The sequence below is a fragment of the Pelatocladus sp. BLCC-F211 genome, assembly GCF_041928655.1.
GTDB lineage: Bacteria > Cyanobacteriota > Cyanobacteriia > Cyanobacteriales > Nostocaceae > Pelatocladus.
Map to the genome: position 1 here is coordinate 89177 of NZ_JBHFLM010000246.1, position 22929 is coordinate 112105.

Sequence of the window (22929 nt, forward strand, 5' to 3'; positions counted from 1 at the left end):
TACCTGCAAAATCATCTAAACTCAAGGTGTATGCTCGTTTGCTCAACTGTGTTATGTCCTCTATCATAAACTCTTTACCACCAAACCTTGCCAAAATTGTCCAGCGCTTTCAACGTGCTACAGATCCGAAACGACGCTACGAACAGCTAATTTGGTATGGTCAGAAGCTGAAGGAGTTTCCAGAAGCTGATAAAATCTCAGAAAACAAAGTACCTGGGTGTGTTTCCCAAGTTTATATTACGGCTGCTTTGGCAGACGATAAAGTCATATTTCAAGGCGATTCAGATTCTCAATTAACTAAAGGGTTAGTCGGTCTTTTAATTGAAGGTTTGAATGGACTTACAGCTGCTGAAATTGTTCAACTCACTCCCGATTTTATTCAAGAAACTGGCTTAAATGTTAGCCTGACACCTTCTCGTGCTAATGGTTTCTATAATATCTTCAAAACCATGCAAAAGAAGGCTTTGGAATATCAAAGTTAGGGGAAAAGGGAAAGGGGAAATCTTTTGTTTACAATTTAATTAATTATAAAAGCTATTAATAATCAATCACAATACAAATTTGTCTAATGTCAACTCATTTATTATCATCTCCTACTAATTTTGGGATCGGTGGAGTAGTCAAAGAACTCAGCTGGAACTGGGAAAATCAGCAATTGCGGATTGTTTATGAAACGATTGGTAATGGATCACCGCTATTGCTACTTCCTGCTTTTAGTACTGTCTCTACACGAGAAGAAATGAGCGGGATAGCTAGGTTACTTGCTCCCTATTTTCAAATTGTCGCTGTAGATTGGCCAGGATTTGGAGATTCTTCCCGTTTACCTGTAAATTACGAACCTGCAATCTATGAGGATTTTCTCGAATATTTTGTTACCTCTGTATTTAATAGTCCTGTAGCAGTAGTTGCTGCTGGTCATAGTGCAGCTTATGTTCTGAAATTAGCTCGTAAGAATTCCTCAGTATTTTCACGATTGGTTATCGTAGCACCTACTTGGCGTGGTCCCCTACCAACAATGGGTGTAGATCGACAGCTAGCAGGGGTATTTAGAGAAATAGTGCGATCGCCTATCGTAGGACAAGTACTCTACAAGCTCAACACTGTGCCATCTTTTTTAAGTTTTATGTACCGTCGCCATGTCTACGTAGATGCTGCTAAACTTACTCCTAGCTTTATTAAGCATAAGTGGCAAAATACCCAACAACCAGGAGCTAGATTTGCACCTGCTGCTTTCGTAACTGGAAATCTCGACGCTGTACACAACCAAGCTGATTTTTTGGCATTGGTTCAAGATTTATCTGTGCCTTTACTGGTGGTAATTGGAGAATCCTCTCCCAGCAAATCCCGTGCTGACATGGATGCTTTGGCTGGATTAAGCGGAGTTCAAACAGCAATTCTTCCTGGTTCTTTGGGAATGCATGAAGAATATCCAGAAGCAGTAACAGAGATGATTTTGCCCTTTTTGAGAACTGCTTCGTAAAGGGAGAAAAACTAACCAGCAATCAAAAAATAACCATCAATCACTAACCATTTTTGTACATCAGTGCTTAAATGGAAAATTAAAAAGCCCTATGAATAATGATTTTTACAATCAGGGATTAGCGAGAGCAAACCAAAAAGATTATGCTGGAGCGATCGCAGAATTTACTCGTGCTATTGAGATTAACCCCTACTTTGCTGATGCTTTCTGTCAACGGGGTTTAGCGTACTATGATTGTGGTGAAATTCTCTTAGCTGTTTCTGATTATACGGCAGCTCTGCAACTAAATCCTGAAAGTGTAGAAGCTTATTATTGTCGCGCTTTGGCTAGGGTGGCGCTGAAAAATTTACCGGGAGCGATCGCAGATGCAGATCAAGCGATTCGTCTGAATCGCAATTATGCTGCGGCTTATCATTTACGAGGAATGGTATACCGGAAATTGGGTCAGATTCAAGATGCGATCGCCAATTTTAAATTAGCCGCAGATTTATATTTACAACAAAAAGATAAAGAAAATTGTCGTCTGTGTTTAGAAAAAATTCAACAACTGCAACCAAAACGAACTTCTGCTGTGGTTCACGAATCAACTACCCCCACTACACGGATTATATCGCCAGAGGAATATTTCACCCAATTGTTGGAAAAGGCTGAAAAAGGAGATACTCGTCAAGCCTTGGAAGATTTAAACTGGGCGTTACAAGTAGATCCGCAAGACGCCCAAGCTTATTGCTGTCGGGGAGTGGTGCGTTATAAACAGGGAAACTATCGTGAGGCGATCGCAGATTTTAACCAAGCGCTACAACTCAATTTTCAAGATGCGATAGTGTATCGCAACCGGGGAAGGGCGCGTTCGCAGTTAGGAGATCATCAAGGAGCGATCGCAGATTTTAACCAAGCACTGCAACTACAACCAGAGGATGCACTGCTTTATATTGCCAGAGGTAATGTCTATCGGGCAATGGGTAATTATCTCGGTGCGGTAACTGACTATACTAAAGCCCTAAGTATTCATCCTGATGACCCTCAAGCTTACTACAATCGAGGTCTTGCCTATGCTCACATGGAAGAAATGCAACGCGCCATAGCAGATTATCAGCAAGCAGCAAGTATATTTTGTGAAAAAGAAGACTGGAGAAATTACGAACAAGTCCTGGAAAACCTCAAAAAAATCCAGTCTCCAAGCATTGAATCAAAGCAAGGTAAGTATAACCTGCTACGACAACGTTTGTTGAGACTGGTCGGGGGATACTGGGAAATAGCCCAACGGTTAATTGATCAAACAAAAAGATACTATCCTGGGATGTCAGAAGAATGGTATATAGAAAAAGTGATTGATGATTTGGAACGCGATCGCGGGAGGTAAAAGCAATACGATTCTGTTAAGAGTTCTCTTTCATTGGATGTGCGATCGCGATCTGGTTTATTTTTTAGACGTCATCTAAACCAAAAATAATAATTACAAATGGAGATGGGAAGCTGCTATGTAGGTGTCTACTATTCTTGTCCTCTTCATTATTTTATTTGGTAATTCAAAAGAACAATTATTAGTTTTATTAATAACTCATAAATAAATTATCTAGCCTGACAAAATATATATAAATATCTATCTCTAGAGAGAGTATTTTGTAAAAATTTATATTCAGATTTTCAGCCTACAGGTCGATTCGAGATTCCTAGATTTCCGATTATAAAGTTACTATGCACGCATTGAAAAACATCAATGCGAAATGCAATCAAGAAAATTTTATTGAGGCAGGCTAATAAAAATAGATGCTCATTAAATAGCGGCATTTAGGATTTATGACTGCACAATACTCTCTTGATTTTATATTATTTTCTGAGTCGTGGAGAAATTAAAATGCAAAAAACTATTTCTTTTTTAGGTTCTATTTTGCGTCCCGTACGTTTTCTAGTTGTAGCTTTTACATGTGCTTTGCTGCTATTCTCTAATGCTTTTCCTGCTGCTGCAATTGAAAGCTATCAAAGCAACCCAACAGAAGCTACCGATCAATTGCTTGATACTCAGCGTGAAACTGACAAGGTAGCTAAATCTGCTCCCCTGGGATTGAAAGAAACTCAAAAGCGTACCAGTGGCGGAGGACTGAACGAAGTTCAAGGTACTGCTGACATTGAAAACATGAATCGTCCTGAAAATTCTCAAGATGCAGTTTCAGTAGAAGAAGAAGTAAGCAACTTCCTGAAAAAAGTCACTGGCAATAAATAATAAGCATCAAATTTCTTTCACCCCAGTATATTCAACTGGGGATTTATTTTTAAATTAAATCTATATATAGACATATATTTTATATATTTGAAGATCAAAATATTTTTGAGATTAAATCATGCTCTGTTTACCAAATAAATCACAATCATTCTTTGGGTTGATGTTGTGTAGTTAATGAATTGCTGAAGTTATAAGAGGAGTTAGCTTAAGGATTTGAAACAATGCGTCCATTAAATATTGGTTTGACAGATGAACAACGCCAAGGTGTGATTGAACTACTAAATCAAGATTTGTCAGATTCCTATCTACTGGTAGTGAAAACCAAAAAATTCCACTGGGATGTGGTTGGGCCTCAGTTCCGCAGTCTGCATCAAATTTGGGAAGAACAGTACGAACAACTGACTGAAAATATTGATGCTATTGCTGAACGAATTCGTGCTTTAGGTGGTTATCCCATTGGTACAATGGAGGGATTTTTGAAGGCAGGTTCTATCAAGGAGCAAGCTGGTAATATTCCTACAGCAACCGATATGGTAGCTTTGCTGGTAGATAACCATGAGCAAATTATTCGCAATCTTCGTGAACATATTGATCGTTGTGCTGAAGAATTTCACGATCAAGGAACAGCTGATTTCCTCACAGGATTGATGGAAGGTCACGAAGAAGCAGCTTGGATGCTACGTTCCTTTATTGAGGGAGAAGAATTGCAACCTGATGGTTCTCAACCGGAAACACGAAAAACACCCGTAGGTGTGTAACTCAAGGTAGATAGAATTAACAACTAATGACTAATGACAAATGACAAATGACCAATGACTAAAAAAATATAAAGCACAACGAGTTGTTAAGGTGATTTATAACTACCAACTCGAATAGTTAACTGACCTTTGCGGGGGTCTTCGTTAAAGACAAATGCTCCTTCTTCTTTTTCACCACGAGATAAAAAGTCTATTTGTTGTTCTCCGCTTTGGGTGACTTTCCCTTGGATTTCTAACTCAGCTATCAGTTGTACTGACTCGGCTGTCTCTCCACCTGTATTGACAATTTCAAACGGAACATAAAATTGTCCATCAGCTTCCCAAATTTTCTGTTTGTTACTGACAGAAAGAACGGGGGGTTGATCTTTTTCGTTTATCCATATGTAAGCGACTAAGCTTACAATCACAGCCAGGATTAATAAAGAAATACTTAAAGTAACCCATTCCGCAGCAGAACGCTTTGGTTGTTCTTGTTCTGTGTTCATATAGCCAATCTACCAGCAGCGCCACCAATTGTTCCAGGTAATCCTAATAGTAATGTGTATTCCAACCACATTCTCCACGGATCATTAATAGTCAATTTTTGAAAAAACCACAGCATAAAAGCTGCTGCTATTAGTGATACTAAATAAGACATGATTGTTTCACTGATTGGTCTTTGGAAAAGACCTCGTTGCTGTTTGCGTTTTCGCTGATCCGAAAAGCCAGCTTCAAATACAATTGCATAGGAAATTAGCAAGGATACAGCAATAATTGCTATCAGTCGCGGTGGTGAAACCGCCGCCGCTAACATGGGAATTTCATCTGTAGGGGCGATGTTAAATGCGATGACGATCGCACCAATTATAGTGGCACCAATATCTGCAAAGGTGGCATATAATTCATCAGATATATAATTCCCAGTAAGTTTGTTTTCCTGAGATTTTGTTTGTCTGTCTGAATTAATTTCGCCGCGAGTGTCTCCTAAAAATTGATTGGCTAGTGCCACGCCAAGAGTAAATGGTACGCTTTCAAATACAATTTTGCCGAGAATTTCTCTGAGGGAAGTTTCTGATGTCAGTTCTTGTAATAACAGCAGTATCAATGCAGAACAGGCAATTCCAATCGCTATTGCTTCTACAGTATCTGTGAGTGCTTCGTAAGGTCGAGTACCATGTCTACGTTTGCGAAAGCCTTCTGTACGGTTGAGTAAGAAAACCACTATAAAAGTCAGTGCGATCGCTAACATCACCATCGACGGTTTAGCAATAGATCCAATCCACCAAACTTCCATCGTATAAAGTAACGGAGTGCCAAATAAAAAGCCACCACACATTCCTCTAACAATATCGTTGATTTCATGTGTCCATATATTTTTTTTATGTTTATTTCTTACACCCATTATTTTTTATCTGTAAGGCTTGTTCATAGTCTTTTGTGTCTGCTCATCTGTCTTATATCAATTCTTCGTGAAGCTGCATAGAATTTTACCCCTCCCCTAACCCCTCCCCGCTTGCGGGGAGGGGTCTTTGTATGCGTCTTCATATTAAATTGGTATTAGGTAATATATTAGCTTTCAGGTTTATAATTTAGTCTTAATTTTATTATCAAAAATCTATCTTTTGGTTATTTGTATATACAAATATATATCTCCAGATCGATGTTTGCCAAGAAAATTAATAATACCATTTTTATGTAAATAAATCATCAAATTCAAAATAAATTATGAGTATCGAAAACAGAGTAGAAGCAACTGCTAAAAACATTGAAGGAAAAGTTCAAGAATTAGTAGGTGAAGTAACTGGAAACCCCCAGGATAAAGCTGAAGGTCAAGCAAAGCAAGCAGAAGCAAATCTGCGCCATACTGTTGAAAATATCAAAGATGATGTAAAAAAGTCTTTAGATTCGTAAGAGATTAAATCTCTGAATGCTCTATAGCAACAAGAACCCCAACTTCTTTAATAAGTCGGGGTTCTGATAGCATTTAAATTTTTCGATAAAGTTTAAATAAATTCAGTTATGAAAAAAGGTTAGCACCTAATTAAGTTGGCTCTAACCATAGTTAATATACACATACGCAAGACTATCCTAAACAGCACTTCTCCGTGTAATCAAACTCCAGATAAAAATAGCAACTATTGCACCAATGATGGCAACAATTAAACCTGGAATACTGAAAGTTGCTGTTGTAAGTGCCAAATTACCCGTATTTAATAAATTAAATAAGCTTCCTCCAATTAATGAACCTATGATACCTAACAGCATTGTTGCAATTATTCCACCACCTTGACGTCCAGGGTAGATTGCTTTGGCAATGGCTCCCGCTATAAGACCTAAAATTATCCAAGCAATAAGATTGATCATAACCACTATTCCTCAAGTATTTATTTCTAGTATAACGATTATTAACTCTCAACTTTTCTATCTCAAGTTCAGTTGAAACTCTATCGCAAGAGATAAACTATACATAATAATTCATATAAATCAATTAGTAAGATAAACCTACGAATAAAATATTAGTATTTTTTGCTAAGAGCTTATCGGTATAAATGCGAGCAAAAGTGTGTCTACATAGTCTTAAAATTGAGTAAAAGCGTTAAATTTAGCCTAAGTAACAGTGATATAAAATTTTGAGCTACTCTTGAGTTCAATGTAATAATTTCAAAATGTTAAAGGTCATGCATCACATTGAGTAGTGTCATGTATTGTAACTTTTGTTTTAAACTCGTTATATTTTGAATTTTTATAAATAAAAATAAATTTGACTAAATAATTCAATAAAGAGATCACTTAGCAAATTTATTTGCTTCAAAAAAAAGATGAACAGATATAATAGGAGGACTGCGCTAAACCTTGAAGGTATAGCGCGGTTTCATTCACACTACTAACCCTGAACGCAGGGCGCGAACAGCAGCTTGGGTACGGTCATCAGCACAGAGTTTGTTTAAGATATTGCGAACGTGGGTTTTAACAGTCCCAACTGTAATATAAAGTTTTTCAGCGATTTGCCCATTACTACATCCGGCGACAATTAACTCAAGAATTTCTAATTCTCGCTGAGTTAAAGGATAAGTTTCTAATACTTGTTCGTATTCTGGTGCTAGAGCATCTATTTTTACAGTCTTAGGCTTATCAACGGACTGATTTTCAGGAAAAACTTGTCGCATTTGTTGTAATACGACGTTGGCGATCGCCGGATCAATCCAGGAATTACCTTCGTATGTTGCTTGGATTGCTTCTGTTAATCTCTCGATGCTTGTATCTTTCATATAGTAAGAATCAGCACCAGCAGCAAAAGCAGCAAGTACTGTATCCTCTGAGTGTTCCATTGTCAGGATGAGGATTTTAGTTGTCAAATCTCCTGTCTCAGTTTGCCACTGTCTAAATCTGCGAGTGAGTTCAACACCATCCATATCTGGCAAGCCTATATCTACCACAGCGACATCCGGCTTGGCACTTTCCAAAAGTTTCAGACCCTTAGTAGCATTTGCAGCTTCACCGATTACTCTAACTGTACTGTCGCTCTGTAATGCTGCTTTTAGTCCCATTCTTGTCAGGTCATGGTCTTCAATTAAAACAATACTAATTTCGCTCATTGCTACTTATACTCTCTACTAATTCCATCTGTCGTAGGCCGACATTTAGTGATTTGTTTTTTGTATTTTCCAAAACCTAAGATAGATGATTTTTTAAGAAATTTGCATCCACCAATAGAGATAGTCATTTCCACGTTTGTTACTCACGTGCTAGATTAAAATATAGCCAAAGATATATGGCTAAATCAGAAATGACTGTGGAATATTGACCTAAGCTATATTTGAGCGCTACTGTGGATTGCTAACTAATCAATTTGTCGGTGTAAAAGTAGCAAGCAAGAATTATGTTAGACAAGAATGTTAAGCAATAAATTTATTATAAATTTACAAGCACTTAATATGTGCTGTAGTGATGAGAAATTATTCTAAATAAATTTATAGTATTAACCCAAGTCGATAGTTGTAACAGAATGCGATCGCACAACTTTTAAGCTCATCCCCGACTAAAGTCTGGGAGTTTTACGGGAATTGGGCATTGGAAAGAACGATTTTTGCCTATGTCCCAAGGATGCGGATGGCGATTCTGAACACCCCAGCCACGCTTTGGCAGCAACCGAAGCTGTGTTTATGTGATATTTCAAACACAAGAAACACCGCTTTGCCTTAGACTATCAGCTTGGTGCAGCTACTACCTTCTACTTTACTTAGCCCAAGCAAGCGAAAGAATAACGATGTTAAGCTTTTCGTTTCATAGCAAAACTTTATTGCAACTCTGACCAATGGCTGAAGACGTTATTCAACCAGTCAATCTACAATTGGGTTGAAATGGTCTGCGGAGTATTTTTTTACTAATAGTTTTGATTTAGATTTGTTCTACTTCTAAGTGATAACTGGAGGGAAAGGCAGGTAAGCAATTCAAAATTCATAAATCTAATTACAGTAAGCATTATGGCTAGTAATGGTGTGAAAAATTAAAGCGTAACAGCTTACTTTTCTATGGGTAGAGATGTATTTGGGAATTTAAATTTTTGCTGATTGCTAAATTTTAAGAAGTATTAACATTTTTAATAATTAGCCATCAGTCCTACTCTGTTACTCTAGTCACAAGAGTGAATTTAGGATACAAATAATTCAATTTTACCAAGTGATGGCGCCAAGAGTGATTAACATACTGCTAGTGGAGGATGATGAGGTTGATGTCATGAATGTCAAACGGGCATTCAAAAAAGTCAATATTACTAATCCATTACACATTGCCACTAATGGTATAGAAGCCCTAGCAATGCTACGTAGTAGTAATGGCGAACCTCCTAAAGTTCCTAATGATCGACGTTTGATATTGCTAGATTTGAATATGCCTAAAATGGGAGGGATCGAATTTCTCCAAGAATTACGCTCTGATCCACAACTCAGACTCACTCCCGTGGTGGTAATGACAACTTCTAATCAAGATAAGGACAGAGTAGAGGCATATAATTTGAATGTTGCTGGTTATCTGGTTAAGCCTGTGACATTTAATAATTTTATTGAACTCATGACAACACTCAATAGGTATTGGACTATATGTGAAATGCCTTAATTTAGTCAAGTGTCAAGTGTCAAATGTCAATTGAAAATAGTTAGTACCTCATAACTAACCACTAACCACTAACCATTAACTAAAAAAAGTATCTAAATGGCATGGCTAGAAAACTTCAATGTTATACGAGAAGCTGTATATAAGAGCAATAATGAAAAGCGATGGAAGAAACGCTGAAAGTATTAGTTGTAGATGATGATGAAGTAGACCGCATGGCAGTCCGGCGGGCTTTGAAAGCAGCTGGGATAAGTATACAACTACTTGAAGCCGATGATGCTAAAAGTGCGATCGCTCATTTGCAGGATAATTCTTTTGACTGCGTTTTTCTCGATTATCGCTTGCCAGATCAAGATGGTTTGACCTTGATCAACGATATACGTTCTCGTAACATAAAAGTGCCTTTGGTAGTCCTTACCGCCCAAGGGGACGAACAAATAGCCGTCGAGTTGATGAAAGCTGGTGCTGTAGACTATCTCTCCAAGTCAAGAGTCTCACCAGTAACATTAACGCAAGTTTTACGCAATGCTATTCGAGTCTACCGAGCAGAAATGCAAGTAGCTTTGGTTAACCAGCAACTTCGAGAAAGTAATGAATTGCTAATTCGTAAAAATCAAGAATTGAAAGTCCAACAACAACAAATAGAACTACAAAACATCAAGTTAAGAGAAGCATCACTGCTCAAATCCCAGTTTTTAGCGACCATGTCTCATGAACTGCGGACACCGATGAATGCTATTATTGGCTTCTCACAACTATTACTACGCCCCAAATGCGGCGACTTGTCACCTCAACAAAGAGATATGGTGGAACGCATCCTCAATAATGGCAAGCATTTGTTAATGTTATTAAATGAAGTTCTTGATTTTTCCAAACTGGAAACTGGTCGATTAAGCCTCAAAGCAGAAATATTCGATTTATCACAGGTAGTTAAAGCAACTGTCGCTGAAACATTTTCTTTAGCAGAGGCAAAAAAACTTGCTGTACAGGTTCAAAATAACTTACAAAATAGTATGGTATTTAATGACCCTGTTCGTTTGCGACAAATTTTAATGAATCTGCTCTCGAATGCGATTAAATTTACAGAATCAGGTAGTATCGGCGTAGATGTAAAAGAACTGCCAGATCATCAAATAGAAATTGCAGTTTGGGATACAGGTATTGGTATTGCTCCCTCAGATTTAAAATATATTTTTGAAGCTTTCCGACAACTTGACCAGAGTCTAACTCGTAAATATCCTGGTACAGGTCTCGGTTTGCCAATTGTAGATGCACTAGTCCAAATGATGGGGGGCAAAATCAGTATCGAAAGCCAATTGAATCAAGGTTCCGTGTTTCGGGTCACAATACCACGTCAAGTTTCATTATCTAAGCAACAAAATCAAGATGGAGCATCAAAAATTTCTCAGGTATTACCGTCAAAAAAGACTTTAAGTAAACACTCAGATATATTCCATTTGCCACAGGAGCAAGGGCAACCAGTACCAAGAGAAAGAGGAATGTAATTTTAGTCTTGATTATTGGTCATTGGTCATAGATTAGTAGTTAGTAGTTAGTAGTCAGTAGTTGGTATATATTTGGTTGCTTCAAACAACAAACAACAAATGACAAATGACTACAAGAATATATTATTTATAAATATAATATGTATTCAAATATAGATAAGAAAGTAGAAAAAATTCTTGCTGTTGATGATACTCCTGACAATCTATTTTTACTACAGACAATCTTAGAAATTGAGGGGTATGAAGTTGATTTAGTGTCAGATGGTGTAACTGCCTTAAAGCAAGTTGAAGAATCTCCGCCAGATTTGATTTTACTAGATGTGATGATGCCAGGATTAGATGGCTATGAAGTCACACGACGTATCCGTAATCACCCTTTTCTAGATTATATACCAATCCTGTTACTAACAGCCTTTCATGATGTCAGTGTTGTGGAAGGTTTGGATGCAGGTGCAGACGACTTTATCCGCAAACCATTTGATCAAGATGAACTATTGGCGAGAGTGCGATCGCTACTACGACTTAAGCATAGTCTTGATGAACAAAAAAAATTATTTAGCCAGCAGGAAGACTTTGTTTCACGTTTAACTCATGACTTACGGACTCCTTTAGTTGCTGCTGACAGAATGCTGAATTTGTTTGAGCAGGAAAGATTCTGCAAAATTTCGCCAGACATGAAACAAGCAATTACAGCAATGATTCGCAGTAACCAAAACTTGTTGGACATGGTTAACACATTGCTAGAAGTCCATCGCCTGGAAGCAGGTAAAAAGACAATGCAATTTGAAAGCTGTGATGTTTGTGAAATTGCAGCAGAAGTGGTTCAAGAATTAAATCCACTCGCAGATGAAAAAGAAATACTCCTCAAAGTAGATGTGAGCCAATTAGATCAACAAAGTCAAAATGATTGTATTGTTTTAGGCGATCGGCTAGAACTACGACGAGTAATCAGTAATTTAGTGGGAAATGCGATTAAATTTACAGATACAGGGAGTATAAACGTTCGGATTTCCACCACTCCTCCATCTTCTATGGACAAAGGACAAATCAACATCGAAGTAGAAGACACCGGATATGGAATTTCTGCCGATGATTTACCCACACTATTTGAACGATTTCGCCAAGGTAAAAACAAACGCGCTGGTAGTGGTTTGGGATTACATCTATCACGTCGCATTGTTGAGTTTCACGGAGGAACAATCGAAGCCGCTTCCAAATTGGGTAAAGGTAGTGTTTTTACAGTACATTTACCAAGAAAATAAATAGACATAGCATTCCTAAATCATTCGTAAACAACAAGAACCCCGACTTCTACAAGAAGTTGAGGTTCTGGATATTTAGATTTTCACAAATCAAACCGGAGTCCTAATATATATTCCTTTCAGACAATTTACTGCTAACTTTTTTTTAGCGAAAATACTTCATTAGGATGGTGATCTAAAAAAACTTTGCCCTTATTCTTTAATACAGCAAGCTCATGAATTATCTATAAGTCAATCTACATCAATGATTTTTTTAGGTTACACTGCTGGTGATAACTCAAAAAGTGAGGTATTAATTCATCACTAAGAGTCTATTTTTACTCGTTAGTTGCTTGTTATTCTTCGGTTTTTAACTACTCACAAATAACAAATGACTGATGACTCTTGACACTTGATTAATTGCTGTACTTGTTGACTTATTACTAGTGGTCTATATCTTTACTGATCAAAAATATATGACAGAATCAATTCCAACTCGTGGTCAAGTAGAACGCACTTTAGCACAACGTATACAGGCTGTATATCGTGAACAACTCGGACATCAGCCTAGCAAAGTAACCTCTCGCCTTTCAGAGCAAAATCTAGTGGTTGTAATTGAAGATTCTATTACACCACCAGAACAGTTGTTGGCTCAAACTGGTAGACAAGAACTAGCTGAACAAGTTCGTTCAGATTTAGATGAAGCTATTCAACCCCAATTAAAAGAATTAATTGAGGAAATTTTGCATGTCTCTGTAGTAGAGATCCTGAGTGATGCTACTCTAGAAACTGGACGTTCAGGAATTATTGTTATTTTATCCGAAGTACCTGATTTTCGTAATTCTGTTTCTAGCTCCAAAATGAAGAAGAAGGCCTCTTAAGAAACAAATTAACCAACTTAGTACACAATTTCACAAATTCGTAGCGAATAAAATTTGGAAAGACTCTGCGCCCCTCTGCGTTGACTTCGCGTCCCTCTGTGTTAAAAAAAGCTACGAATTAATGCAAAGCTGTACTTATTCTGGTATTAACACAAGTCCATAACTGAACTCTGTTTTAATTTGCCTCTAAGATGACGGGAAACTATATTTTCTAGGTCTTCAATCATGTAAGGCTTACTGATGTAATCATCAAAGCCAGCCCTGAGAATACGCTCTCTATCCTCTAGACTAGCTAAAGCTGTCACCGCAACAACATTTATATCATGTGTTAACGGTTCTTGTTTTAAGCTCTGTACTACATCGATACCATTAATTGTAGGTAACAGAACATCTAGTAGTATCAAATCTGGTTGATACTCTTTAGCTACCAATACTGTTGTCGAACTATCAGTTTGACAAATCAGCCTACAGCCAAATGACTCCAAAGCATAGCTCATCAACAGCAGGTTGTCATCATTGTCTTCCACCACCAATATCAATGGGGGTTGGAAGATTTGTTTATTTTCGTCAGCCATAAACACTTGTGCCAGTTTCATTCCTTCTCCAGGCAATCTCATGTGCATTCGTCGTTCCTCCTGAACGAACTGACGAGGCATTCCCAGAGCGGTTGAACAACGCTCATTCAAGACTGGCTCGTTTATCAACCTTATCAAGTCGATGCTTTTTGCCCTACGCAACAAACTATATAGAGGAAAAAGTATATCAAGCTGAAAGAATGTAGCTATACCTTATGATTATAAACAAAATAAAGAAAATATTTAGCAAATAAATTATAAGTACTTAATATATTTAAGTTTTTTTTCATAAAACTTCTCTAATGTTGCGGTTGAACCAATATAAAAACTATGGATTGGGCAAATCTTAGTTATATCTCACCTATTAGATTTACAAAATAAGAATTGTCAATATATTTAGGACACTTTTTCTTATATAAAAAATACTAATTTTATAAGTATAAATACTTTGTATGTCTATTTGTGTGGCGATCGCTCAGATGCAAAATTAAACTAGCGCAACATATCAGAAAATTTTGTCGAGACTTGATAACCATAGCGTCTCTACTGATTTTTGGGCTGACTACAGGACATCAAATTGCAAAGTAAAAAAAATTTCTTTTACCCCTTGACAGTTTTTGTAGTATACAAGTAGTATATAGATAACAACAAACAAGTTAAACAAACACTAAAGAGTTTACCTCCCAAAGATATATACAAAGGAGGTTGTAATATGGTTCATATTCGCTTTGAAGGTCGTTCCTATGATGTGAGTGAGTCGCAACTAGGCTTAATAACTAACATGAATGACACAGCTATTAAGCAGCGACTGGCCCAACATTTTGATGTACAACTAAACCGCTTTGAATCTTACGTAATTGATCGTAGACCAAGTGGAGATTTAATAGTAAGACCAGAAGCAGTTTACGGATAAAAAATAAATTTTTGTTCCGCATCCTAACAAGTGAAGCTTACATACAATCAACTTCGCAAGAAGTTTGTAGGTACCCTACGGGAAGCCGCCCTTACAGGCGTCTACGATCCCTACTACCTCCATTGAGTGGAGGTGTAGCCGAATAGGTATAGGCAAAAACATGTGAATGGCTTTGCTAACTTGTGTGGAAAACCAAATAATTCACTCTGCGCCCTAACAGGAAAAGCTTACATACTAGCCAAATAGGTACAGGCGCTTGATTGAAGCTCAGGATAATGTAGGTTCAAATCCTACGTATGAACAAACAGCTTTTTCAACTTGCGTGGAGTGACTTATAAATTTAACAATTAAATCATCAATAATGAGTCATGAAAACGGCAAATATCAGACAATTCATGAAATCGAAAATCTTGTAATTGCATTCCAAAATAGCACCTTCCCACGATGTCAGTGGAATCATATTGCACATTTGGCTTATGCTTCCTCTACTTGTGCGGCAATTTCAATACTAAATCTAAATGTATAATTTGACATCTAGATTTCTTGCAATTATAACAGTAGTTGTCACCGCGCCCTCACAGAAAAAGCTTACATACTAGCTCAATTGGTAGAGCAGTCGGATCTTAACCGATGGGTAACAGGTTCAATTCCTGTGTATAAACCAACAGCTTTCTCAACTTGCGCGGTGATTTTATTCACCTCGTAGTGTGTGACAACTACACTCCACGGTTTTAGATTTTGGTTGCAATTAAAAAATCCCAAATCTAAAATCCAAAATTTCTAATGGAGGTAGTACCCATGAATACAGCAGAACGCGACTTGCGTTTAGAACTTCTCAACAGCTTGCTAACTACGCCTCACCGCGAGTTGGAGAAGGTAGCAGAATTCCACAAATTAGTCATAGAACTTGACCCCATTTTTTATGGACATCTGGCTGTATGGTATCAACGCAACGGTGATGTCCGCGATCACAAGGAAGTCTTTTTGGGACATCTGCTGACAAGCAATGTGACTGCACATCGTGATGCTGGTTTTATATTACTGCAAGAGTTTCCACCTTATCAAGTGGCGCGGATAGTGGACTTTATGAAGCAGCAACGTGGTAAAGTTCCCCGTTCTGCACGTACTGCTGTGCAACGCTATTTACGCGCGCGAGAACTCAATCACCAGTTTTTTGATCGCGCTGCTTTACGGGGACGTAAGGCGATGAAGCACCTATATGCAACTTTGCATATTAAACCAAGTACGCGTGCAGATGCGGTGCTGTTCAAAGATGCACCGCCAGAAGATAGCTTGGCTTATATTCTCAAACAGTTGGCAAAAGCAGAAACAACATCTGCACAAGCAGCTTTGATTGTTGAGCATAACATTCCTTACACTATTGCGATTGGTGCAGTTAAGCAACTTACCCCAACCGTTTTGGTGGCGTTGATTAACTCCATGTCACCGCAGGAGGTAATTAACAACCTCAAATCTCTGAAGCAACGCGGTGCGATGGATCACTCTGAAGTCAAGGCGTTGATTGATGGGAAGTTAGAACAAGCGACTAAGAGTGACAGGATATCTGCGTTCAAAGCTACTGTCGCTGCTGATGTTACCCAACTGGATACAGAAACTGCTGCACGACTGGAAAAAGTCGCCAACGAACAAGTTAAAAAGCGCGGTAAAATTGCCAAACCGACAGCTTTGTTGGTTGATAAGTCTGGAAGTATGGATGTAGCACTAGAAGTCGGTAAGCAAATAGCTGCGTTGATTTCTGGTATTACTGAAGCAAACTTGTTTGTTTATGCTTTCGACACCATTGCTTATCCAGTTAAAGCTATTGGTAGTCAACTATCAGACTGGGAAAAGGCATTTCAGCATATTTTCCCCAACGGTGGAACTAGTATTGGTGCGGGGTTAGAAACCATGCGCCTGAAAAAGCAGGTGGTAGAACAAATTATCATCGTCACCGACGAAGGCGAAAATACCCAACCATACTTTGCTGCTACTTATCAAGCTTATCAGCGCGATTTGGGAGTGATGCCGAATGTGATTATTGTCAGAGTTGGAGGCTGGTGTGATTACATTGAACGCAATTTGAAGGAAAAGCAAATACCTGTGGACACCTTCACTTTCGCGGGAGACTACTACTCTTTGCCAAATTTGGTACCGTTGTTGTCTCGTCCATCCCGACTAGAATTGCTGATGGAGATTTTAGATACAGTACTACCTGTGCGGGATGACAAGTAAACTTATGTCTAGCGGCATTGCCGCTAGATATTAATTGGGTATTGTTTATACTAAATTTAAGAGCGGAAACGTTTCTTATACCGTCGGGAATTAGCAACCGCTTTAGCTTTCCGCTTGTTTTTCTCAAGAGGAGTTTCAAAGTGACGATGTTTCTTTAAGTCAGGCATAATTCCCGCCTTGGAAACTTGGCGTTTAAATCTACGTAAAGCTGACTCAAGTGCTTCGTTTTCGCCCACTACTATTTGGGTCATTCTATCTCCTACTTAAATATTAGTACTGGATAGCGGTCAGTCCATAAACATTTAATTTGCTTTTTTGGTGAGGGGAAAAGTAAGGGAATACTCAACAATGTTTTCCTGTTTACCTCAAAACCGAAAATGTGCCACTCAAATGCACTTTCGCTTCGTCAATCCAGTCAACCGAGAACAAAAATGGGCAGACTCCTAGCCTGCCCAAGAGACTTAAAAGTTAAACTTTGTTTTCAAAGCTTAGTAACGACGGGAGTATCCTCCGCCATTGTTTCCGCCACGTCTACCACCACCACCACCAAAGGAGCCTCCCTCTGATTTTGGTCTTGCCTTATTAACTTTCAGACTACGACCCATCCATTCAGCAGTATCAAGCGCTTCAATTGCCGCAGCTTCTTCGGCCTCTGATCCCATTTCTACAAAGGCGAATCCCCGCACACGACCAGTTTCACGGTCTACAGGTAATTGAACGCTTTTAACCGTTCCATACTCTGAAAACACCTGCTTGAGGTCATCTTGTTCAACCTCATAGGAAAGGTTACCAACGTAAATCGACATAAAACATCTCCAGAATCACATGGCGTAGAGTTTTAGATCCGGAGAAGTCTGTAATATAAGTACAAATAAAAACAAACCGCACAACCGAATTTAAACTTCCGTTCATAGTTTATCACAAATTTGTAAGATTCAAGCAAATTAATTAATATTTAAAATTCGATGAAACCTCTTAATTACGTTGACTTGTGCTTTGTTGTAGATACAACTGGCAGTATGGGTAGTTTTATTCAGTCAGCACAGCAACAATTACTAAATGCTATCAAGGTGCTGTCAGCTAATAGTAATATTGATTTGCAGATTGGTTTGGTAGAGTACCGCGACCATCCGCCACAAGATAACTCTTTTGTTACCCGTGTTTATCCGCTGACGGCTAAATTGCAGCCAATGCAGAAAGTGATCAATCAACTCAGGGCTGATGGTGGTGGTGATGGGCCAGAAGCAGTGTATAGCGGTGTCTACGACGCTTGTACAAAAATGAAATGGCGTCAGCACAGTTGTCGTTTCATTTTACTCGTAGGTGATGCACCACCTCATGGTTTTGGCAAATGGCTACAAGAAAAAATGTTTGATAGGCGCAAGTATCATAATGGTGATGCTTGGCCTGATGCTTGTCCTAGCGGGTTGGATGTCCAGTCAGTAACTGCAACGGCAGAAAACCACCAAGTTATGATTCATGGATTATGTATGAGTGGTGATATGCTGGCACAACAAGCATTTAGGGCAATAGCTCAAATTACAGGTGGTCAATGTGTAGCAGTTAGCAATGCCAAAGATGTCATTGAGAAAATTCTGGGTGTATTGCAAAATGAATTCTCTAATTTGGAATTTGACCAAAAAGTCTTGGAAACTGTGCAGCAAATAGGACATTTAGATCGCAGTAAAACTGCTGAAATTTTAGATATGCCAAGATTACCAGTTGCGGCTGCGATCGCTCGGTTGGGTAAGCGGGGTTTCTTTGACCATCTCATCAAAGTGCGATCGCGTTGATCAAATCGTCCTGCTTTTTTTTCAAACTTTTGAAATGACGGATCAAGACTGCTAAAGAATTAATACCATGCAGACTTAACAAAATCAACCAGCAAAATGTCTTCAAAACACTAAAGGCTGTAGGTCTAGTTAAACCCTCATGAATTGCAATCCTAGCCTCATCTAAATAAGCATTATACTCTTCCACAATTGGGAAATCATGGAAAGCTCCTGTATTAATTCCATGTATCCCACTTACCCAATCTTTACCCATCTGAATTCTATCTAGTTGGGCAACTTCTAGGTGATATAAATCATGGTAATCAATACCAATACCACGCACTTTGATATTTTCACCATCAATAATAATCGGAATTAAGCTAATATAACCAAGACTCTTCTTTAATTCTACAATCGCGGAGTTTTTTCCAGAAATATCAATAAACCACTCTACAAATTTACCCCAAATGCTATAATAATTAAACCAAGTTATTGGATGATTTGATTTGCTAACAATCGGCTGAACTAATTGAAAACTTTTGTGGTGTTCTAAAGTTTTTTCGCTTTCCAGATTAGTATAAACAGTAAATACTAATTCGGAAAATAAAAACAAGTAAAACGGGATTTTGATATTGAATCTATCTCCTTGCCAACAAATCTTGCTTTCTGGCATGATAGCTAAACACCGCTTTAATCGGTTCTTATAATCAAGGTGATATTTGTTTAATTGCTCTGGCGATAACTGGTGACGACGCTTATAAATCACAAATGCACGCAATAGCAACTGCTTTATCCGGCGAGCAAAAATATGATTTGTGCGATCGGTTTTTTTTCCATCCACAAAGCTATGGCTAAAGCATGTTTTTGGCGTTTTGATAGCTTTCCCATCGCCTTGTCTGGTTCTGTAACTTGGCGAAGATTTGCAGACTTCATTGTTTTCAACAGAGAATAAACATCAGTATTCTGAAAGTTGAAGTCGTTAAAATCAATAATCTTGTTCCTTATGCAAATACAGAACCTCACAAGCTTTTCGCCCTTGTCTCCCTTCCCCATTCTCCTTTCCCCAATTCCCGATCCTAAAAATAGGGATATAAACTTAGAAATTCAGTAGTTGGATCAATGGTAGAACCTTGATTCAAGATTCTGTCATTCGATAAGTCAAAATCAAGAGATTTGTTATTTTTTTTACCTCCTAGATTCTGAGCAATCTTATCAATAGCAATTGCAGCAGGCGATTTGTTTTTTCCTAATACTAAAGGCTGACCATGATTAGTAGAAACGATCACACGATCATCTTCACAAATTGATCCTATAAGCGAAATTCCCAGCAGTTCTTGGACATCTTCTGGAGACATCATATTTAAATCGCGTACCATTCCAGGTCTAACACGATTCACAATTAATTGAATGGGTTTAATTTTTTGCGCTTGTAGTAAGCTAATTACACGGTTAGCATCACGTACTGAGGAAATTTCTGGTGTAGCGATAACTAACGCTTCAGTTGCAGCTGCGATCGCAGTTTGAAACCCTCCATCAATACCTGCTGGACAATCTATTAGTACATATTCATATTTCTGTGCTAATTCATTCAATAATGGTTTTATCTGTTCTGGAGTTACTAATTCTTTGGTACGTTTTTTGGCTGCTGGTAAAAGTGTTAAACCTGGTTGGCGTTTGTCTTTTACCAAAGCTTGCTCTAAGCGACATTCACCAGCCAGAACATCAAACAATGTGTATATTATTCGTTTTTCTAGCCCCAGCAGCAAATCCAAATTTCTCAATTCAAAATCAGCATCAACCAATGCAACCTGATAACCCATCTTGGCTAAAGCTATGCCCAAGTTGGCTGTTATGGTGGTTTTACCCACACCGCCTTTTCCGGATGTAATGACAATAATGCGAGTCATGATAGAAAAGCTCTATTTAGGACATAGGGCTAGCACCCTGTTTATAATCTCTACCAAGAACTTAAAGACTAACCGGAGCAAAATATGTTACTTGTAAAACTTTGTAAGGAAGTATTGCTGACGTGTAATTACTTATGAGCTTGTGTTAAATCAAGAAAAATTCATTATTACACCTGATTTTATGTAAAAATGACGACATTTCGAGTTTATTAATGATTAAAAGTTAAATTTGACTTCTCAGTTATTCTACATCAGGCTTTAGCCAAAGCGATCGCAGACTCTAAAGTTTCGATTTTAGACAAAGCCCATCAAACGATTTTGGATTTTGGATTGACACGATTATTGTTAATGTAATATTATATATTACATAAGTAAGTTAATTAAATTAATCCTTTCTTAACTTCGATGCGAGTCTAAATAGCACAAGTTAACTTATTATCAAGTATGTGATTAGCTGATTGAGTAAGTCTTTCAGTCCGTTTCAGAGAGCTTGAACTATGAGCCAGAGAATTTATTCTCTGCGAGATATTGGACAGGTGCAAAATATCAGTAATCCAAATATTTATTTTAGTAATGTAGAAAAATTATCTCAAATTGACTGCTTGCGTGTCCCAACAGTTCAGAGCTTACATACATAGTACGAGAGGAAATGTACCGTTACTCATAAGCGGCGGGTGCGTAGACGCAAGGAATTTACTGAGAATCTGGGAGGTTGGCTTAAAAGTAGCTATCCTTGAAAGAGTGTGTAATAACTCACCAGTGGAGTTTTTCCATGCGATAGACGCTTTGCTCTGGCGACTTACACGCAAGTAGTTTATTTTATTAAAAAGTATAATTTGAAGACGTGCATCTGTTGAATATAAATTCATTAAAATTGCATTTTAGAAAATATGGAATTTGATTACTTCAGACACAATGAAGGTTCTCCTGTTAATAACAACCGTCAAAGTTTACTCTCCAGTGGTTGGCGACCTTTGCAACGGGAATTTGATTGGGAGTTTTTAGGTCAACTGATGTTTCATGATACACAGGAGTTAACTCAAAAAAGTCTGAATTTGGCGAGTAGCATTGCGGAGACATTGGGACGCAATAATTATGCTTGGTGGGCAAATTTATTAAATATTGTTTCCGAAAATACACGCTACGAAGTTGAAAAATACTGGAACTATATCACACCAGATCCACTAACACCTGATTATCGTTACCAGGATGTTTTAAATACAGATACACCGATTACTCAGTTTGTCAATCGTAACAGTATTCCCATTGATTATGTTCTCAATCGGCTGCAAGAAATTACAGTGATGCGGGTTTTAAAATTATTAGGAACTCCTGATATTATCACCCAATATTATTTAGAAAGAAATTTTTATTTTCCTGTAAATAAATTTGTGAGTTGGGAACGACTAGATATCATTAATACTGTTTATGCATACTGGTCAAAAGATGATGTCTGGTTACAAATTGATCCCTATGATCGGGGACGACGACACTATAGTTTAATGTCAAAAAACTTATCTCCATTAATCAACAAAGCGACTTATGATTTAGCAATCATGTTGAGTGGATATCAAAGTCGTGTAGGTAAGGTACAAAGCCAATTTCAGATTCGCAGTTTTCCAAAAGATATTCAAAACTTTACTGACATAGTTCAGCAGACGGTTTTGAATCAAAATCAATTAGCAGTTTTAGTACATGGTAAACCAGGAACAGGTAAAACTGCATGGACACAAGCATTTGCAAAAGAAATTTTGGTGTCACTTGGCTTTGTAATTTTTATTTTGGATCATGATGCGATCGCAAATTTTGTACCACCTACATACTTAGAGCGAATTTGTATTATTATTAATGAGGCAGACAATTTGGCTCAAGACCGTGCTAGTGAAATTGCACAACAAAGTAACAAAACTGAGCATATTTTAAGCTTGCTAGATGGTACTTTGTACCAAAGTGTTGCTGATGACTCTGGAATTCAGATGCAGCAAAGGTTGGTAGTACTGATGACTTGTAACACCACAGAAAGACTAGATCCTGCGATGTTGCGTCGAGGTAGGGTAGATTTGATGTATGAATTTACTCATTTATTTGTTTAAATTAGATAATGCGTGAAATCAAATCTTGTGGTGTGCTTGTCATGCGATCGCAACCACAAATGAGTTTTTTACTCCTGTTAAAACCTAACCGTTATGACTTACCCAAAGGTCATATAGAACTGAGGGGGCGACGAAATAAGCTAAAACATAGACTCGATAAGCTTCATAGCCCTTAAACCCTGTTGATAATATTTACGTTTATTACGATTAATTCTCATTAATTCGGTTACTAACCCCACACAAATATCTTTGAAATT

The 22929-nt window shown here is 37.9% G+C and carries 25 protein-coding genes, 1 tRNA gene and 1 pseudogene; 17 read left to right on the top strand and 10 right to left on the bottom strand.

Going from position 1 to position 22929, the window contains the following annotated elements; genetic code table 11:
- The first annotated feature begins 53 nt into the window (after positions 1 to 53).
- The 5 genes from ACE1AT_RS29775 (at position 54) to ACE1AT_RS29795 (ending at position 4462) form a co-directional block, all read left to right on the top strand.
- Positions 54 to 482, top strand: a complete 429-nt coding sequence (locus tag ACE1AT_RS29775) for a SufE family protein (RefSeq protein ID WP_374874747.1) — start codon at positions 54 to 56, stop codon at positions 480 to 482.
- Positions 483 to 568: 86 nt separating this feature from the next.
- Positions 569 to 1480, top strand: a complete 912-nt coding sequence (locus ACE1AT_RS29780; protein WP_374874748.1) for an alpha/beta fold hydrolase — start codon at positions 569 to 571, stop codon at positions 1478 to 1480.
- 91 nt (positions 1481 to 1571) lie between these two features.
- A complete protein-coding gene (locus ACE1AT_RS29785; protein WP_374874749.1) occupies positions 1572 to 2843 on the top strand; it encodes a tetratricopeptide repeat protein in 1272 nt (423 codons plus the stop codon).
- A 495-nt stretch (positions 2844 to 3338) separates the two neighbouring features.
- On the top strand, positions 3339 to 3704 hold the full coding sequence (locus tag ACE1AT_RS29790) for a hypothetical protein (RefSeq protein ID WP_374874750.1): 366 nt from the start codon (positions 3339 to 3341) through the stop codon (positions 3702 to 3704).
- A 221-nt stretch (positions 3705 to 3925) separates the two neighbouring features.
- A complete protein-coding gene (locus tag ACE1AT_RS29795) occupies positions 3926 to 4462 on the top strand; it encodes a Dps family protein (RefSeq protein ID WP_374874751.1) in 537 nt (178 codons plus the stop codon).
- Between the two features lie 86 nt (positions 4463 to 4548).
- On the opposite strand, the gene ACE1AT_RS29800 is transcribed toward ACE1AT_RS29795, so the two are convergent.
- Both ACE1AT_RS29800 and ACE1AT_RS29805 read right to left on the bottom strand, forming a co-directional pair.
- Positions 4549 to 4947: a TIGR02588 family protein gene (locus tag ACE1AT_RS29800; protein WP_374874752.1), complete on the bottom strand. Its 399-nt coding sequence runs from the start codon at positions 4945 to 4947 to the stop codon at positions 4549 to 4551.
- Entirely contained in the window at positions 4944 to 5843 is a 900-nt protein-coding gene (locus ACE1AT_RS29805; protein WP_374874753.1) for a TIGR02587 family membrane protein, read from the bottom strand. The genes ACE1AT_RS29800 and ACE1AT_RS29805 overlap by 4 nt, the downstream gene beginning before the upstream one ends.
- Positions 5844 to 6166: 323 nt before the next feature.
- Between ACE1AT_RS29805 and ACE1AT_RS29810 the strand changes: the two genes are divergently transcribed.
- Positions 6167 to 6352 (top strand): CsbD family protein, encoded by a 186-nt coding sequence (locus ACE1AT_RS29810; protein ID WP_374874754.1) that lies wholly within the window; start codon positions 6167 to 6169, stop codon positions 6350 to 6352.
- Positions 6353 to 6529: 177 nt separating this feature from the next.
- Here ACE1AT_RS29810 and ACE1AT_RS29815 read toward each other — a convergent pair whose 3' ends face one another.
- Positions 6530 to 6805, bottom strand: coding sequence for a GlsB/YeaQ/YmgE family stress response membrane protein (locus ACE1AT_RS29815; RefSeq protein ID WP_374874755.1), 276 nt, complete (start codon positions 6803 to 6805; stop codon positions 6530 to 6532).
- Between the two features lie 512 nt (positions 6806 to 7317).
- Positions 7318 to 8037: a response regulator gene (locus tag ACE1AT_RS29820; RefSeq protein WP_374874756.1), complete on the bottom strand. Its 720-nt coding sequence runs from the start codon at positions 8035 to 8037 to the stop codon at positions 7318 to 7320.
- Positions 8038 to 9124: 1087 nt separating this feature from the next.
- On the opposite strand from ACE1AT_RS29820, the gene ACE1AT_RS29825 reads away from it, so the two are divergent.
- The 4 genes from ACE1AT_RS29825 to ACE1AT_RS29840 all read left to right on the top strand — a co-directional run bounded on the left by ACE1AT_RS29825 (position 9125) and on the right by ACE1AT_RS29840 (position 13180).
- Positions 9125 to 9556 (top strand): response regulator, encoded by a 432-nt coding sequence (locus ACE1AT_RS29825; protein ID WP_374874770.1) that lies wholly within the window; start codon positions 9125 to 9127, stop codon positions 9554 to 9556.
- A gap of 161 nt (positions 9557 to 9717) precedes the next feature.
- A complete protein-coding gene (locus tag ACE1AT_RS29830) occupies positions 9718 to 11058 on the top strand; it encodes a hybrid sensor histidine kinase/response regulator (RefSeq protein ID WP_374874757.1) in 1341 nt (446 codons plus the stop codon).
- Between the two features lie 140 nt (positions 11059 to 11198).
- Positions 11199 to 12320, top strand: coding sequence for a hybrid sensor histidine kinase/response regulator (locus tag ACE1AT_RS29835; protein ID WP_374874758.1), 1122 nt, complete (start codon positions 11199 to 11201; stop codon positions 12318 to 12320).
- A gap of 455 nt (positions 12321 to 12775) precedes the next feature.
- The gene (locus ACE1AT_RS29840; protein WP_374874759.1) at positions 12776 to 13180 is read left to right on the top strand and encodes a DUF2294 domain-containing protein; all 405 of its coding nucleotides are present in this window, start codon (positions 12776 to 12778) and stop codon (positions 13178 to 13180) included.
- Between the two features lie 146 nt (positions 13181 to 13326).
- On the opposite strand, the gene ACE1AT_RS29845 is transcribed toward ACE1AT_RS29840, so the two are convergent.
- Entirely contained in the window at positions 13327 to 13803 is a 477-nt protein-coding gene (locus tag ACE1AT_RS29845) for a response regulator (protein WP_374874771.1), read from the bottom strand.
- A 664-nt stretch (positions 13804 to 14467) separates the two neighbouring features.
- Between ACE1AT_RS29845 and ACE1AT_RS29850 the strand changes: the two genes are divergently transcribed.
- The 3 genes from ACE1AT_RS29850 (at position 14468) to ACE1AT_RS29860 (ending at position 16900) form a co-directional block, all read left to right on the top strand.
- Complete coding sequence (locus tag ACE1AT_RS29850; RefSeq protein WP_374874760.1) at positions 14468 to 14668, top strand: hypothetical protein; 201 nt, start codon at positions 14468 to 14470, stop codon at positions 14666 to 14668.
- A gap of 591 nt (positions 14669 to 15259) precedes the next feature.
- Positions 15260 to 15328, top strand: a tRNA-Lys gene (locus ACE1AT_RS29855).
- A 138-nt stretch (positions 15329 to 15466) separates the two neighbouring features.
- Positions 15467 to 16900 (top strand): hypothetical protein, encoded by a 1434-nt coding sequence (locus ACE1AT_RS29860; RefSeq protein WP_374874761.1) that lies wholly within the window; start codon positions 15467 to 15469, stop codon positions 16898 to 16900.
- A gap of 56 nt (positions 16901 to 16956) precedes the next feature.
- Here ACE1AT_RS29860 and rpsU read toward each other — a convergent pair whose 3' ends face one another.
- Both rpsU and ACE1AT_RS29870 read right to left on the bottom strand, forming a co-directional pair.
- Entirely contained in the window at positions 16957 to 17151 is a 195-nt protein-coding gene (rpsU, locus tag ACE1AT_RS29865; protein WP_016859922.1) for a 30S ribosomal protein S21, read from the bottom strand.
- Between the two features lie 237 nt (positions 17152 to 17388).
- Positions 17389 to 17706 carry an RNA-binding protein gene (locus ACE1AT_RS29870; protein WP_016859921.1) on the bottom strand — a complete coding sequence of 106 codons (318 nt, stop codon included), beginning with the start codon at positions 17704 to 17706 and terminating at the stop codon, positions 17389 to 17391.
- Between the two features lie 159 nt (positions 17707 to 17865).
- Here ACE1AT_RS29870 and ACE1AT_RS29875 point away from each other — a divergent pair, with 159 nt between their 5' ends.
- Positions 17866 to 18693, top strand: a complete 828-nt coding sequence (locus ACE1AT_RS29875; RefSeq protein ID WP_374874762.1) for a VWA domain-containing protein — start codon at positions 17866 to 17868, stop codon at positions 18691 to 18693.
- Here ACE1AT_RS29875 and ACE1AT_RS29880 read toward each other — a convergent pair.
- The 3 genes from ACE1AT_RS29880 to minD all read right to left on the bottom strand — a co-directional run bounded on the left by ACE1AT_RS29880 (position 18674) and on the right by minD (position 20579).
- Positions 18674 to 19513: a hypothetical protein gene (locus ACE1AT_RS29880; RefSeq protein WP_374874763.1), complete on the bottom strand. Its 840-nt coding sequence runs from the start codon at positions 19511 to 19513 to the stop codon at positions 18674 to 18676. The two genes, ACE1AT_RS29875 and ACE1AT_RS29880, sit on opposite strands and share 20 nt — an antisense overlap.
- The gene (locus tag ACE1AT_RS29885; RefSeq protein ID WP_374874764.1) at positions 19462 to 19605 is read right to left on the bottom strand and encodes a hypothetical protein; all 144 of its coding nucleotides are present in this window, start codon (positions 19603 to 19605) and stop codon (positions 19462 to 19464) included. Before ACE1AT_RS29885 ends, ACE1AT_RS29880 begins: the two co-directional genes overlap by 52 nt.
- A 143-nt stretch (positions 19606 to 19748) precedes the next feature.
- Positions 19749 to 20579: a septum site-determining protein MinD gene (gene minD, locus ACE1AT_RS29890; RefSeq protein ID WP_374874765.1), complete on the bottom strand. Its 831-nt coding sequence runs from the start codon at positions 20577 to 20579 to the stop codon at positions 19749 to 19751.
- Positions 20580 to 21076: 497 nt separating this feature from the next.
- Here minD and ACE1AT_RS29895 point away from each other — a divergent pair, with 497 nt between their 5' ends.
- The 3 genes and pseudogenes from ACE1AT_RS29895 to ACE1AT_RS29905 all read left to right on the top strand — a co-directional run.
- The gene (locus ACE1AT_RS29895; RefSeq protein WP_374874766.1) at positions 21077 to 21217 is read left to right on the top strand and encodes a hypothetical protein; all 141 of its coding nucleotides are present in this window, start codon (positions 21077 to 21079) and stop codon (positions 21215 to 21217) included.
- 252 nt (positions 21218 to 21469) lie between these two features.
- A complete protein-coding gene (locus tag ACE1AT_RS29900; RefSeq protein ID WP_374874767.1) occupies positions 21470 to 22672 on the top strand; it encodes an AAA family ATPase in 1203 nt (400 codons plus the stop codon).
- An 8-nt stretch (positions 22673 to 22680) separates the two neighbouring features.
- Positions 22681 to 22791: pseudogene (locus ACE1AT_RS29905) on the top strand (DNA mismatch repair protein MutT); the annotation flags it as partial.
- Between the last annotated feature and the right edge of the window lie 138 nt (positions 22792 to 22929).